We start from the raw sequence: 13,455 nt of genomic DNA, 5'->3' as shown, positions 1-13,455 counted from the left end.
ACTGCGCGCTCTTGCCTTGTCCCCTCTCCCGCAAGCGGGAGAGGGTTAGGGTGAGGGTGCAGCGCCTCCCATGACCACCGCGCTCGATCCGTCGCCGATGCCCTCACCCCAACCCTCTTCCAGAGGGAGAGGGAGGAAGGCGCTCATTGCTTTTGCAGTCGTCGCCGTGTTGCTCGCGCTGTTGCGCCTGTGGCCCCACGCCCCGCTGAGCGAAACCGTCGGCAGCTCGCGCGCGGTCTATGCGCAAGGCGGCGAGCTGCTGCGCCTCACGCTCGCCGCCGACGAGCAGTACCGGCTCTGGGTGCCGCTGGAGCGCATCTCGCCCACGCTGGTCGATGCGGTGCTGCTGTACGAGGACCGCCGCTTCTACGCGCACCCCGGCATCAACCCCGCCGCGCTGGTGCGCAGCGCATGGCGCATCGCCAGCGGCGAGCGCAGGCAGGGCGGCTCCACCCTCACGATGCAGCTTGCACGCCGCGTCTACGGCATCGACAGCCGCACGCCCACCGGCAAGGTCGCGCAGATCTTCGCGGCGCTGTGGCTGGAGGCCCGCTTCAGCAAGCACGACATCCTGGAGGCGTATCTCAACACCGCGCCCTACGGCGGCAACATCGAAGGCGTGCAGGCCGCGAGCCTCATCTACTTCCGCAAGGACGCCGCCAGGCTCAGCCTGCCCGAAGCGCTGACGCTCGCGGTGATTCCGCAGAACCCCGTCAAGCGCATCGCCGAGCGCGGGCGCAACGCCGAGCTGCAGGCCGCGCGCGAGCGCCTCTCTGCCCTGTGGGCCGAGCGCGATCCCACGGCGAAGCAGCATGCGCCCGACGCGCAACTCGCGCTGTCGGCGCAGTCGCGCGGCAGCCTGCCTTTTCTCGCGCCCCACGCCACCGACATGCTGCTCGCGCAGGAGCGCGGCGTGCAGGAGGTGCGCACCACCATCGACCTGCGCATGCAGGCCACGCTCGAGCGCGTCATGGCGCAGTACCTGCGCGCGCATGCCGACGTGGGCATGAACAACGCGAGCGCGCTGCTGCTCGACGCGTCGACGATGCAGGTGCGCGCGATGATCGGCTCGGCCGACTTCCGCAACGACGCCATCGCGGGCCAGGTCAACGGCGTGCTGGCCAAGCGCTCGCCGGGCTCCACGCTCAAGCCCTTCATCTACGCGCTGGCGCTCGACCAGGGCCTGTTGCATCCGAAGACGATGCTGAAGGACGCACCCACTTCCTTCGGCCCCTACACGCCCGAGAACTTCGACCACCGCTTCGCAGGGCCGCTGCCGGCGCAGGAGGCGCTGATCCGCAGCCGCAACGTGCCCGCGGTGGCCGTGGCAGCGAAGCTCTCGAAGCCCGGGCTCTACGACTTCATGCGCCTTGCGGGTGTGCAGAAGCTGCAGAGCGAGCAGCACTACGGCCTCGCGCTGGTGCTCGGCGGCGGCGAGGTCACGCCCGAGGAGCTGGCCGGCATGTACGCGACGCTGGCCAACGGCGGCGTCTCGCAGCCCATCCGCTACACGCAGCCAGCGCCCGGCGAGAAGCCCGTGCAGCCGCTGCGCCTGCTGAGCGAAGAGGCTTCGTTCGTCACGCTCGACATGCTGCGGCAAACGCCGCGCCCCGATACCACGCTGGCCGCGCGCCCCGCCATCGCATGGAAGACGGGCACCTCCTGGGGCTTCCGCGATGCGTGGACCGCGGGCGTGTTCGGCCGCCACGTGCTGGTGGTGTGGGTCGGCAATTTCGATGGCAGCAGCAACCCCGCGCTGGTGGGCGTGGATGCCGCCGCGCCGCTCTTCCTGCGCATGGTCGACGCACTGCGCGCCGAGCGGCTGGACCCGGGCGAGATGGCGTCGCGCCGGCCGCCCGACCTGCGCCAGGTCGAAGTCTGTTCGGCGACCGGCGGCCTGCCCGACGCGCTGTGCCCGGTGCGCACCATGACGTGGTTCATCGCCGGCAAGTCGCCGATCCAGGTCAGCAATCTGCACCGCGCGGTGTGGGTCGACGAGACCACGGGCAAGGTCGTCTGCGGCCCGCAGCCCAATGCGCGGCAGCAGGTGGTGGAGCAATGGGGCAGCGACATGCGCCGGCTGTTCCGCCAGGCGGGGCTGCCGCGCGCGAGCGCGCCTTCCGACGGTTGCGAGAAGGCGCAGGGCAGCGAAGGCGACGCCTCGTCGGACAGCGCGCCGCTCATCACCTCGCCGCTGCGCGGCGTGCGCCATACCCTGCGCGCGAAGAAGCCCGAGCCCCTGGTACTGCGCGCCGAAGGTGCGGCCGGCACGCAGGCGATCTACTGGTTCGCGGACGACGCGCTCATCGGCCGCGCCGCGCCGGGCGAAGGCATCACGTGGATGCCCGACCTGGCGAGCTCGGGCCGGCGCTACCTGCTGCGCGCGGTCGATGACCAGGGGCGCGCCGAGTCGCGCGAGGTGACGGTCGACATCGCGCCCTGAAGTCGCGCGGGGCATGTCATGGCCGCGTCACTCCTTGCCGGCATGGTCACGCGTTTTCGACTTGGAACCTTTCCCTCTCATGACGCGTCTCGCCCCCCTGTCTTTCATCGCCCTTGCTGCCGCTCTCGCGTGCAGCGCAGTCCAGGCACAGACCGCCTTCCCCGCCACGCTCGCCGGCCATGCCGTGCTGCCCGCGCAGAGCTTCGTCTCCGCGCCCAAGGATGCGCCTGCCGACCTACAGGTCAGCGGCAAGTTCACCACCGGCAAGCGCGTCGATGCAGTGGGCTCGGTCGAAGGCCTCTCGGGGGGCCGTGGCACCGGCGTGTCGCTGCCTTTCAAGGGCCAGCCGCTGCAGGGCCACTCCGGCATCAAGAAGATGGACGACGGCAGCTTCTGGATCCTCACCGACAACGGCGCCGGCGCCAAGGCCAACTCGCCCGACTTCATGCTCTACCTGAACCACTACAAGGTGGACTTCAAGAGCGGCAGGTTCAACCGCATCGAAACCGTCTTCCTGCACGACCCCGACAAGAAGGTGCCCTTCCGCATCGTCCATGAAGGCACGAAGCAGCGCTACCTGACCGGCTCCGACTTCGACCCCGAGAGCTTCCAGTTCGCCGGCGGCGCACTGTGGATCGGCGAGGAGTTCGGCCCCTTCCTCATCAAGGCCGACCTGAAGGGCAAGGTGCTCGCCGTGCACGACACGCTGGTCGACGGCAAGGCCGTGCGCTCGCCCGACCATCCGGCCGTGACCACGCCCGGTGCTCCAGGCGGCGCGGTCGACTTCCAGATCAAGCGCTCCAAGGGCTTCGAGGGCATGGCCTCGTCGAAGGACGGCAGCAAGCTGTATGCGCTGCTCGAAGGTCCGGTGTGGAACGCCGAGGCCAAGGACTACGAGAAGGTCGAAGGCAAGGAAGCGCTGCGCGTGCTGGAGTTCGACGTCGCCACCGAGAAGTGGACTGGCCGCCACTGGAAGTACGTGCTCGAGGCGAATGGCAACGCCATCGGCGACTTCAACATGATCGACGGCAGCACGGGCCTGATCATCGAGCGCGACAACGGCGAAGGCACCAGCGACAAGGCCTGCCCCGAAGGCCAGAAGCGCACCGACTGCTTCCACGACATCGCCAGGTTCAAGCGCGTCTACAAGGTCGAGCTGAACGACGCGAACGTCGGCGGCCCGGTGCGCAAGATCGGCTACATCGACCTGCTGAACATCGCCGACCCGGACAAGCTCGCGCGCAAGCCCCTGAACGACGGCGTGCTGAAGTTCCCCTTCTTCACCATCGAGAACGTCGACGTGGTCGACGCCACGCACATCGTGGTCGGCAACGACAACAACCTGCCCTTCTCGAGCAGCCGCGAGCCGAACAAGGCGGATGACAACGAACCGGTGCTGCTGGAGGCGGGGGCGCTGCTGCAGGCCAAGTGATTCAGGAATCCGGGGCTTGAATGCCCCGGATCGCAGGCAGGATGAGCAGGAGAAATCCCGTCAGATGAGTATCATTCTCATCTTCCAGAGATTTTCCTCTCCTGTTCCATGAATTTCCGTACGACCTCGCACGCCGTCCGGCGCGCGTCGTGACTGCCGGCGCCCGCCATCGCTTGGGCGTGGCTTCGCGAGCCGTGGCAGCCATCGCCGGCGGCTACGGCGTCGCGGCGCTTTCTTCCGTCGTGCTCGCGCTGTGCCTGCCCGCCGTCTTCGGCATGGCGCGCAGCGAGGCCACGATGACTGGCCTGCTCGCTTCCTTCGCCGTCTTCGCTTTCGGGGTGATGTGGGTTTTCGCCGCGCGCACGGCACTGCGTGCGTGGTCCGGCCTTGCCTTGGCCGCGGCGGTGCTGGGTTCGCTCCTCCTGCTGCTCACGCGCACCACCGGAGCGGCCGCATGAAGGAAGGCTTCCGCCAGTCGATGGCATGGCTTCACACCTGGTCGGGCCTTCTGGTCGGCTGGGTGCTGTTCATGGTGTTCGCGGCCGGGACGGCTTCGTACTTCAAGGACGAGATCACGTTCTGGATGAAGCCCGAGCTGCATGCACCGGCTGCGCGGGCACAGGTGCCGCAGGTCCAGGCGGCCGAGGGCGCGGTGGCCTATCTGCAGAAGCACGGCGCCGGCAGCCCGCGCTGGTTTATCAACCTGCCGGCCGAACGCCAGCCGTCGACCGACGTGCTGTATCTGGCCGCACCCGGCGACAAGTCGCGCCGCCGCTTCGACCGTGTCTCGCTCGACCCGGCCACCGGCGAGGCGCTCACCGCTGCCCGCGTGACGCGCGGCGGCGAGTTCTTCTATCGCCTGCATTTCGACCTGCACTACATGCCCGCGCTGTGGGCGCGCTGGATCGTCGGCTTCTGCGCGATGTTCATGCTGGTGGCGATCTTCAGCGGCATCGTCACGCACAAGCGCATCTTCAAGGACTTCTTCACCTTCCGCCCGAAGAAGGGCCAGCGCTCCTGGCTCGACGCGCACAACGTGACCGCGGTGCTCGCGCTGCCCTACCACCTGATGATCACGTACACGGGTCTGGTCACGCTGATGTTCATGTACATGCCCTGGGCGCCGCAGGTGGCCTACAAGGATCGCGGCGGCGAGCAGGCCTTCTTCTCCGAGGTCTTTCCCGGCGGCGGCCGCGACCAGGTCAAGGCCTCCGGCAACAAGGCGCCGCTCGCACCGATCGCGCCGATGATGGCGCAGGCTTCCGCGCACTGGAACGGCGCCGCCGTGGGCCGCATCACCGTGCACCAGCCCAACGACGCCAACGCGATCGTCTCGCTCACCCGTGCCGAAGGGCCGCAGCTGTCCTACGACAAGCCGTCGATGCTCTTCAACGGCACCACGGGGGCGCTGATCGGCGCCTTCGGCGACGTGCCCAAGCCCGCGGCCGAGACGCGCGGCGTGCTCTACGGCCTGCACATCGCGCGCTTCGGCGATCCGCTGCTGCGCGCGCTGTTCTTCCTCTCGGGGATCGCGGGCTGCCTGATGGTGGCGACGGGGCTTCTGCTGTGGGCCGTGAAGGAGCGCCAGAAGTTCGCGAAGACGCTCAACCAGGGCGGGCGCATCGGCTTCGGCCTGCGCCTCGTCGACGGACTGAACCTCGGCGCCATCGCCGGCCTGCCCGTCGCGATGGCCGCCTTCTTCTGGGCCAATCGCCTGCTGCCGGTCGGGATTGCCGAGCGCGGCGACGCGGAGATCCGCTGGTTCTTCATCGTCTGGGGTGCGGCCGCGGTGCTCGGGCTGCTGCGGCCCACGCTGCGCATGTGGCAGGCGCAGCTCGCGGCGGGCGCGCTGCTCTTCGCACTGCTGCCGGTGCTCAACGCCTTCACCGGCCCCGCGCCGCTGAGCGTCAGCCTGCGCGCCGGACCGAGCGCGGTGGCGGGCTTCGACCTGGTCGCGATCGCGCTGGGCCTGGGGCTCGCGGGCTCGGTGTGGATCGTCGAGCGCAAGCGGCGCAAGTCGATGGCCATGAGGCAGCAGGCGGAGAAGAAACAGTCGGCCTCGCCGCAACAGCAGGAGCTACAGCAGCCGTCGCCGGCGCTCGCCGCGTCGGGCCAGGGCTCGTGACGGCGATGGACTCGTCCCTTCTCTCCCTCGTGTTCGCCGCATCGCTCGCGGGCTTTTGCGCCTTGAGCCTGGCGATGGACCGCCACAGCGAGGACGTCTACGGCCGCGGCAGCACGCCGGGGCGGTGGCGGCGCTGGCTGCAACTCGGCGGCGCCGTGCTGCTGTGCCTGTCGCTTGTCGCCAGCCTGCAGGTGGCCGGCAGCGCGATCGGCTGGGTGCTGTGGCTGGGCACGCTCACGGCCGCGGCATTGTCCACGGTGGCGCTGCTCAGCTATGCGCCGCGCCGCTTCCACTGGATCGCGTTCGCGGCGACGGCCGTCGCGCTGTGCAGCCTGCTGGCGAGCCTCTTGTCGTCGTCGACCGCGTCGCTCACGCCGTGACGGAGGCGGTGCGCAGCGCCTGTCCGCTCATCGTGCCTTCCACTGCCGATACATAGAGCCTCGCGACAGCGCGATCACCTCGTGCCGCTCGCGCAACGCGCCCACCACCGCGCGGCCGATGGTGCCGCCCGCGCCGATGACCGCCACCCTCAGCCTCCGCGGCTTCATGCAGGCCGCCGCACCGAGCTGCCGCCCGAGAGCACGCCCTGCGTCATCGGCAGCGCCATGAAGTCGTGCGGGAAGCCCATCGACACGGCGCTGGCCGCTTCGAGGCGCTGCAGCGCCTCGGCGTCGAGCTGGACGTCGAGCGCGCCGAGGTTGTCCTCGAACTGCGCGAAGGTACGCGCCCCGATGATCGGCATCACCGTCGGCGCGCGGCGCTGCAGCAGCCACGCCAGCGCGACCTGCGCGCTCGAGCGGCCCTGCTCCCTCGCGACCTGCCCCACCACTTCGGCGATCTCCAGCGAGCGGGCGCTGAGCGCGCCATTGCCCACGGCCACGTCCTTGCGCGAGCCCGTCACGCCCGAGCCCTGCTCCTTGCGATGCTCGAGATCGGCGCGCGTGTACTTGCCCGAAAGCACGCCGCTGCCCAGCGGCGACCACGCCAGCACGCCCAGGCCTAGCTCCTGAGCCATCGGCAGCAGCTCGCGCTCCACGGTGCGCTCGATCAGGCTGTACTCGATCTGCAGCGCCACCAGCGGCGCCCAGCCGCGCAGCTCGGCCAGCGTCTGCATGCGCGCGATCTGCCAGGCCGGCGTGTCGGAGATGCCCGCGTAGAGCACCTTGCCCGAGCGCACGAGGTCGTCGAAGGCGCGCATCACTTCCTCGAAGGGCGTGAGCCCGTCCCAGATGTGCAGGTACAGCAGGTCGATGTAGTCGGTGCCCAGCCGCTTCAGGCTGGCCTCCACCGAGCGCATCATGTTGCGGCGGTGGTTGCCGCCCGCGTTCGGGTTGCCCGGCTGCATGTTCAGCGAGTATTTCGTGGCCACCACCACCGACTCGCGCCGGTCGGCGATGAACTGCCCCAGCAGCCGCTCCGAACGGCCGTTGGTATAGAAGTTGGCGGTGTCGATAAAGTTGCCGCCGCGCTCGACGTAGAGGTCGAACATGCGGCGCGACTCGCCCGCGTCGGCGCCCCAGCCCCATTCCTGGCCGAAGGTCATGGTGCCCAGCGACATGGGGCTGACGCGCAGGCCCGAACGGCCGAGGGTGATGTAGTCATCCAGCTTCATGATGCAGATTCCTTTCGTGCTTTCGTTGCGAGGTGAAGGCGGCGGCGCGAGAGCCGCATCGCCATGACCTCGAAGGTATTTGCGCGATTGCTTCGGAAAAAGCCGGTCGGATCGAATGCTTTGTGAAGCCGGTCTTCATAATGGCCGGCATGTCGCCCGACCTGCTCCCGGCCATCGCCGCTTTCGCCCGCGTGGCGCACCACGCCAGCTTCACGCGCGCCGCGGAAGAGCTGGGCGTGTCGCCATCGGCCCTTTCACAGACCGTGCGCACGCTGGAGCAGAAGCTCGGCGTGCGCCTGCTGGACCGCACCACGCGGCGCGTCGGCGTGACGGAGCTGGGGCAGCAGTTCCTCATGGGTGCGCAACAGGGCTTGGCCGCGCTCGCGCAGGCGGTCGAAGGCATCGACGAGGCGCGCGACAAGCCAGCAGGACTGCTGCGCCTGAACGTCTCGCGCGTGGCGGCGGAGCTGCTCTTCTTCCCGCACTTCGGCGCCTTCGCCGATGCCTATCCGGACATCACGCTCGAGTTCGTCTGCGACAACCGCATGGTCGACCTCGTGGAAGGCGGCTTCGACGCCGGCATCCGCCTGGGCGAAAGCCTCGCGCAGGACGTGGTGGCCGTGCCGGTGGGCGGGCCGCTGCGCATGGTGACGTACGCGGCGCCCAGCTACCTGAAGGGGCGCGAGCCGCCGCGCACGCCCGAGGACCTGCGCGAGCACCGCTGCCTGAACTATCGCCTCACCACCGGCGGCCTCTATCGCTGGGAGTACGCGCAGGACGGGCGCGTGCTCGACGTGGAGCTCGCAGGCCCGCTCGTCAGCAACGACGCGGACCTGCTGCTCGCGGCCGCGCGCTCGGGGGCAGGCATCGCAACGTCGTTCGAGGGAGCGGTGCGGGAGGATTTCGCGAGCGGCCGCCTCGTGCCGCTGCTGGAGCCCTGGTGGCCGACCTTTCCGGGCTTCTATCTCTACTACCCGAGCCGCGCGCAGATGCCGCGCAAGCTGCGGGTGTTCATCGACTTCCTGCAGGCGCGGCACGCGCCGCCGCCCGTGTCTCAGCAGGCGGTCAGGCCCGCATCAGCGCCTCGATCTCGTCCGCCTTCACCGGCACGCCGCGCGAAATGAGTTCGCAGCCGGTGGCGGTGACGATGGCGTCGTCCTCGATGCGGATGCCGATGTTGTGGAACTGCTCGGGCACGCCCTCGGCGGGGCGCACGTAGATGCCGGGCTCCAGCGTGAGCACCATGCCGGGGTGCAGGATGCGGCTGGGCCGGTTCTTGATGACTTCGTTCGACAGCGGGTCCTTGCGCTCGCTCACCTCGCCGACCTGCGTGGGCTCGACGTAGCTGCCGCAGTCGTGCACGTCCATGCCGAGCCAGTGGCCGGTGCGGTGCATGTAGAACTGGAAGTAGGCGCGCTTGTCGATCACGTCGTCGACGCTGCCGACCTTGTTGGCGTCGAGCAGGCCGAAGTCGAGCATGCCCTGTGCGAGCACCCGCACCGCCGCGTCGTGCGGGTCGTTGAAGCGGTTGCCGGCCTTGGTGGCTGCGGCGGCCGCATCCTGGCTGGCCAGCACCAGGTCGTAGAGCGCGCGCTGCGGGCCGGTGAACTTGCCGTCGGCGGGGAAGGTGCGGGTGATGTCGCTGGCGTAGCCGTCGAGTTCGCAGCCCGCGTCGATCAGGACCAGCTCGCCCGTGCGCACGGGCGCGGCGTCGGCGCGGTAGTGCAGCACGCAGGCATTGGCGCCGGCCGCGACGATGGAGTAGTAGGCCGGGTACTGCGAGCCGCCCAGGCGGAATTCATGCAGCAGCTCGGCGTCGAGGTGGTATTCGCACGCATCCTTGCCCTCGCGCAGCATGCGGGCCGACAGCTGCATCGCACGCACGTGCGCACGGGCGCTGATCTGCGCGGCGCGGCGCATGATGTCCTGTTCGTGCGCGTCCTTGACCAGGCGCATCTCGTCGAGCGGGCCGCACAGGTCGCGCTGCTCGTCGGGGCACAGCGCGCCGTAGCGCACGCGCGCGCGCACCGACTGCAGCCAGCCGTCGACGCGGCTTTCCAGGCCCTTGTGGATGGCGAAGGGAAACCACACGGTGGCGCGGTTCTCCAGCAGCTTGGGCAGCTTCGCGTCGAGTTCGGTGACGGGGAAAGCCTCGTCGACGCCGAGTGCCGCGGGCGCCGCGTCGGGGCCCAGGCGATAGCCGTCCCAGATCTCGCGCTCGATGTCCTTGGGCGCGCAGAAGAGTGTCGCGCGGCCGTCGCCCGCCAGCACCAGCCAGGCGTTGGGCTCGGTGAAGCCGGTCAGGTAATAGAAGTAGCTGTCGTGGCGATACAGGAAGTCGGTATCGCGGTTGCGCGGCCGCTCGGGCGCGGTCGGGATGATGGCGATGCCGTCCTTGCCGAGTTGCGAGGCGAGGCGCGCGCGGCGCTCGGCGTAGATCGTGGTGGCGATGTCTGCTGCGGTCATCTTGTTGGCGTGTTCAGTTGGGCGAGCCGTTCGGGGGTTCCCACGTCGGTCCAGGGGCCGGTGTAGAGCTCGGCGCTCACGAGTTCATTGTCCATCGCGGCGCGCAGGATCGGCGCCAGCGGGGCTTTGCGGCCGGCCGGGTTGCCGCTCGGGATGTCGCAGTAGGGCGGCGCGAAGAGCGCGGCGCGGTACAGGCCGATGGTCGAAAAGGTGTATTTCGCGGCGGCAGTGTTGAGCGCGAGGCCCTCCGGCGAGAGGCCGAAATCGCCTTTCGGGTTGTGCGCCGGGTTGGGCACCAGCCAGAGGTGCGCGAGCCTGCCGCTGGCGACGAAACGCTCGACCGAGGCTTGCGCGAAGGCGAATCCTGGCGCGAACACGTCGCCGGCCGCGACCCAGAACACATCGCCCAGCAGGGGCAGAGCGCGCACGATGCCGCCGGCTGTTTCCAGCGCGCCGCCGAAGTCGCGGCCTTCGTCGGAGTATGAAATCGATAGCGCAGAGCGCCCATCCAGCAAAGGCCTTGCGCCGAACCGGTCAGAGATCTGCGAGCCGAGCCAGTCGGTGTTGACGACCAGTTCTGTGAAGCCGCCGGCGGCCAGCGCCTCCATCGGCCATTGCATCAGGGGCTTGCCGCGGACCTCCAGCAGGGGCTTGGGAGTGCTGTCGGTCAGCGGCCGCATGCGCTCGCCGCGCCCGGCGGCCAGGATCATGGCGCGCACCGCGTTGCCGCTCACGCCGCGACCCGTCCGCGTTGCAGTTCGTTGCGTTCGCTGTGCAGTGGCTGGAACACCGACACCAGGCATTCCATCAGCGCATGCGCCTTGGCCGAGTGGTCGCCGCTGAAGTTGCAGACGTACACGTCCAGCGTCACGCCGCGCTGCTCGGGCCAGGTGTGGATGCACAGGTGCGATTCGGCCAGCAGCACGGTGGCCGTGACCCCGCCCGGGCCGTGCGCGGTGGCCGGAAAACCGTGGATCAGCTTGCCCACCGCCTGCAGCCCGGCAGCCGCCACCGCCTTGAGGCAGACCGCGCCCAGGGCATCGCGATCGGTGAGCCACTGGGGGCCGCATTGGCAGTCGTGGAGGTCGGCGGTGAGGTGCAGCCCGTGCATGGGTGGCAACTCTAGCAGTCCGCCCTGGGGCCAGGGCGCACAGGAGCATCGGAAGGGTGTTCGGGCCGTATCGGGAGCGTTCGGGGCTCGCCCGGTAAAATCGCGGGTTCTCCCCACCCCAACCCTCCCTTTTCCCTCCGAAAGTCCACCGCACATGGCAAACCACGCCCTGATGGCCAACGCAATCCGCGCACTGGCCATGGATGCCGTCCAACAAGCAAATTCCGGACATCCGGGCGCACCGATGGGCATGGCCGACATGGCCGTCGCACTCTGGGGCGATCACCTTCGCTACAACCCCGCCAACCCGCACTGGTTCGACCGCGACCGCTTCGTGCTGTCGAACGGCCACGCCTCGATGCTGCTGTACTCGGTGCTGCACCTGACGGGTTACGACCTGCCCATCGGCGAACTGAAGAACTTCCGCCAGCTGCACAGCAAGACCGCCGGCCACCCCGAGGTGGACGTGACCCCGGGCGTCGAGACCACCACCGGCCCGCTGGGCCAGGGCATCACCAACGCCGTGGGCTTCGCGCTGGCGGAGAAGCTGCTGTCGGCCGAGTTCAACCGCAAGGACCACACCGTGGTCGACCATCACACCTACGCCTTCCTGGGCGACGGCTGCATGATGGAAGGCATCAGTCATGAAGCCTGCGCGCTGGCCGGCGCCTGGCACCTGAACAAGCTGATCGCGCTGTACGACGACAACGGCATCAGCATCGACGGCCAAGTCAAGCCCTGGTTCATCGACAACACCGAGGAGCGCTTCAAGGCCTACGGCTGGAACGTCATCGGCCCGATCGACGGCAACGACGCCGCGGCGGTGTCCAAGGCCATTGCCAAGGCCAAGAAGGAAGAGACCAAGCCCACGCTGATCGTCTGCAAGACCACCATCGGCAAAGGCAGCCCGAACCGCGCCGGCACCGCCAAGGCGCACGGCGAGGCGCTGGGCGCCGAAGAGATCGTGCTCACCCGCGAAGCCATCGGCTGGCCCTACCCCGCGTTCGAGATCCCGGCCGAGGTGTATGCCGACTGGGACCACAAGGAAGCCGGCGCCAAGGCCGAGGCCGCCTGGAACGACAGGTTCGCCGCCTATGCCGCCGCCTACCCCGAGTTGGCCGCCGAGTTCACCCGCCGCATGAAGGGCGAGCTGCCCAAGGACTTCCACCAGGTCGCGTTCGACACTGTGGTCGCCGCCCACACCAAGGGCGAGACCGTCGCCAGCCGCAAGGCCAGCCAGCTCGCGCTCGAAGCCTTCACCGCCGCGCTGCCCGAAATGCTCGGCGGCAGCGCCGACCTGACCGGCTCGAACCTCACCAACACCAAGAGCACTGCCGCCCTGCGCTTCGACGCGAAGACCGGCGCCGTGGTCATGAACGTGCCGGCAGTTCCTGCCAAGCAGGGCGCGGAAGACGAAGCCAAGCCCGAAGCCCCGGCCGAAGCGCCGCACGGCACCATCGGCCGCCACATCAACTACGGCGTGCGCGAGTTCGGCATGGCGGCCATCATGAACGGCGTGGCGCTGCACGGCGGCTACATCCCCTACGGCGGCACCTTCCTCACCTTCAGCGACTACAGCCGCAACGCCATCCGCATGGCCGCGCTGATGAAGCGCCGCGTGATCCACGTCTTCACGCACGACTCCATCGGCCTCGGCGAAGACGGCCCGACGCACCAGTCGATCGAGCACGCCGCCTCGCTGCGCCTGATCCCGAACCTGGACGTCTGGCGTCCGGGCGACACGGCCGAGACGGCCGTGGCCTGGGCCGTGGCGCTGCAGAACCAGTCGCGTCCGACCGCGCTGCTGCTGAGCCGCCAGAACATCGCCTACGCGCCCAAGAGCGAGCTCGGCGACATCAGCCGCGGCGCCTACGTGCTCGCGGAGCCCGAAGTCGTCGGCCTCAAGAGCAAGAAGACGGCCGCCGTCATCATCGCCACCGGTTCCGAAGTGCCGCTCGCGCTGGCTGCCCAGAAGCTGCTGGCCGAGAAGAAGATCGCCGTGCGCGTGGTGTCGATGCCCTCGACCACCACCTTCGACCGCCAGGACGTGGCTTACAAGAAGGCCGTGCTGCCGAAGAAGCTGCCGCGCATCGCCGTGGAAATGGGCTGCACCGGCGGCTGGTGGAAGTACGGCTGCGCCGCCGTCGTCGGCATCGACACGTACGGCGAGTCGGCGCCGGCACCGGCGCTGTTCAAGCACTTCGGGTTCACGGCGGAGAACCTCGCCGCCACGGTGGAAGCCGTGCTGCGCGACTGATCGGTTCGT

The 13,455-nt window shown here is 69.2% G+C and carries 11 protein-coding genes; 7 read left to right on the top strand and 4 right to left on the bottom strand.

Annotated elements, in window-relative coordinates; translation table 11 throughout:
* Positions 1 to 70 precede the first annotated feature (70 nt).
* From pbpC to FHT32_RS14730, 5 genes are all read left to right on the top strand, one after another.
* The gene (gene pbpC / locus FHT32_RS14750) at positions 71 to 2,443 is read left to right on the top strand and encodes a penicillin-binding protein 1C (protein ID WP_256099001.1); all 2,373 of its coding nucleotides are present in this window, start codon (positions 71 to 73) and stop codon (positions 2,441 to 2,443) included.
* A gap of 79 nt (positions 2,444 to 2,522) precedes the next feature.
* Entirely contained in the window at positions 2,523 to 3,875 is a 1,353-nt protein-coding gene (locus FHT32_RS14745) for an esterase-like activity of phytase family protein (protein ID WP_176665350.1), read from the top strand.
* A 194-nt stretch (positions 3,876 to 4,069) separates the two neighbouring features.
* On the top strand, positions 4,070 to 4,333 hold the full coding sequence (locus tag FHT32_RS14740; RefSeq protein WP_371132181.1) for a DUF3649 domain-containing protein: 264 nt from the start codon (positions 4,070 to 4,072) through the stop codon (positions 4,331 to 4,333).
* Positions 4,330 to 6,000, top strand: a complete 1,671-nt coding sequence (locus tag FHT32_RS14735; protein WP_176665348.1) for a PepSY domain-containing protein — start codon at positions 4,330 to 4,332, stop codon at positions 5,998 to 6,000. The genes FHT32_RS14740 and FHT32_RS14735 overlap by 4 nt, the downstream gene beginning before the upstream one ends.
* Before the next feature lie 5 nt (positions 6,001 to 6,005).
* Positions 6,006 to 6,380 carry a DUF3325 domain-containing protein gene (locus FHT32_RS14730; RefSeq protein WP_176665347.1) on the top strand — a complete coding sequence of 125 codons (375 nt, stop codon included), beginning with the start codon at positions 6,006 to 6,008 and terminating at the stop codon, positions 6,378 to 6,380.
* 164 nt (positions 6,381 to 6,544) lie between these two features.
* On the opposite strand, the gene FHT32_RS14725 is transcribed toward FHT32_RS14730, so the two are convergent.
* Positions 6,545 to 7,612, bottom strand: coding sequence for an aldo/keto reductase (locus tag FHT32_RS14725; RefSeq protein ID WP_176665346.1), 1,068 nt, complete (start codon positions 7,610 to 7,612; stop codon positions 6,545 to 6,547).
* A gap of 149 nt (positions 7,613 to 7,761) precedes the next feature.
* Between FHT32_RS14725 and FHT32_RS14720 the strand changes: the two genes are divergently transcribed.
* The gene (locus FHT32_RS14720) at positions 7,762 to 8,736 is read left to right on the top strand and encodes a LysR family transcriptional regulator (protein WP_176665345.1); all 975 of its coding nucleotides are present in this window, start codon (positions 7,762 to 7,764) and stop codon (positions 8,734 to 8,736) included.
* On the opposite strand, the gene FHT32_RS14715 is transcribed toward FHT32_RS14720, so the two are convergent.
* The 3 genes from FHT32_RS14715 to speD are packed head-to-tail and all read right to left on the bottom strand — an operon-like array spanning position 8,678 to position 11,189.
* Positions 8,678 to 10,078 (bottom strand): aminopeptidase P N-terminal domain-containing protein, encoded by a 1,401-nt coding sequence (locus FHT32_RS14715; protein WP_176665344.1) that lies wholly within the window; start codon positions 10,076 to 10,078, stop codon positions 8,678 to 8,680. The genes FHT32_RS14720 and FHT32_RS14715 overlap by 59 nt on opposite strands.
* Positions 10,075 to 10,788 (bottom strand): nucleotidyltransferase family protein, encoded by a 714-nt coding sequence (locus FHT32_RS14710; protein ID WP_176665590.1) that lies wholly within the window; start codon positions 10,786 to 10,788, stop codon positions 10,075 to 10,077. Before FHT32_RS14710 ends, FHT32_RS14715 begins: the two co-directional genes overlap by 4 nt.
* A 20-nt stretch (positions 10,789 to 10,808) precedes the next feature.
* Positions 10,809 to 11,189 carry an adenosylmethionine decarboxylase gene (gene speD / locus FHT32_RS14705; RefSeq protein ID WP_176665343.1) on the bottom strand — a complete coding sequence of 127 codons (381 nt, stop codon included), beginning with the start codon at positions 11,187 to 11,189 and terminating at the stop codon, positions 10,809 to 10,811.
* 154 nt (positions 11,190 to 11,343) lie between these two features.
* Here speD and FHT32_RS14700 point away from each other — a divergent pair, with 154 nt between their 5' ends.
* Entirely contained in the window at positions 11,344 to 13,446 is a 2,103-nt protein-coding gene (locus FHT32_RS14700; protein ID WP_176665342.1) for a transketolase, read from the top strand.
* Positions 13,447 to 13,455 lie beyond the last annotated feature (9 nt).

This window comes from Variovorax sp. SG517 (genome assembly GCF_013376045.1).
Taxonomy (GTDB): Bacteria; Pseudomonadota; Gammaproteobacteria; order Burkholderiales; family Burkholderiaceae_C; genus Variovorax.
Note: the sequence above shows the minus strand (reverse complement) of the source record. Positions and strands in the feature narration are given on the sequence as shown.

Bases quoted from the DNA above. Each gene is read 5' to 3' on its own strand.
- pbpC (WP_256099001.1), top strand. From the start codon at position 71: ATGACCACCGCGCTCGATCCGTCGCCGATGCCCTCACCCCAACCCTCT.
- FHT32_RS14745 (WP_176665350.1), top strand. From the start codon at position 2,523: ATGACGCGTCTCGCCCCCCTGTCTTTCATCGCCCTTGCTGCCGCTCTC.
- FHT32_RS14735 (WP_176665348.1), top strand. From the start codon at position 4,330: ATGAAGGAAGGCTTCCGCCAGTCGATGGCATGGCTTCACACCTGGTCG.
- FHT32_RS14730 (WP_176665347.1), top strand. From the start codon at position 6,006: ATGGACTCGTCCCTTCTCTCCCTCGTGTTCGCCGCATCGCTCGCGGGC.
- FHT32_RS14725 (WP_176665346.1), bottom strand. From the start codon at position 7,612: ATGAAGCTGGATGACTACATCACCCTCGGCCGTTCGGGCCTGCGCGTC.
- FHT32_RS14720 (WP_176665345.1), top strand. From the start codon at position 7,762: ATGTCGCCCGACCTGCTCCCGGCCATCGCCGCTTTCGCCCGCGTGGCG.
- FHT32_RS14715 (WP_176665344.1), bottom strand. From the start codon at position 10,078: ATGACCGCAGCAGACATCGCCACCACGATCTACGCCGAGCGCCGCGCG.
- FHT32_RS14710 (WP_176665590.1), bottom strand. From the start codon at position 10,788: ATGATCCTGGCCGCCGGGCGCGGCGAGCGCATGCGGCCGCTGACCGAC.
- speD (WP_176665343.1), bottom strand. From the start codon at position 11,189: ATGCACGGGCTGCACCTCACCGCCGACCTCCACGACTGCCAATGCGGC.
- FHT32_RS14700 (WP_176665342.1), top strand. From the start codon at position 11,344: ATGGCAAACCACGCCCTGATGGCCAACGCAATCCGCGCACTGGCCATG.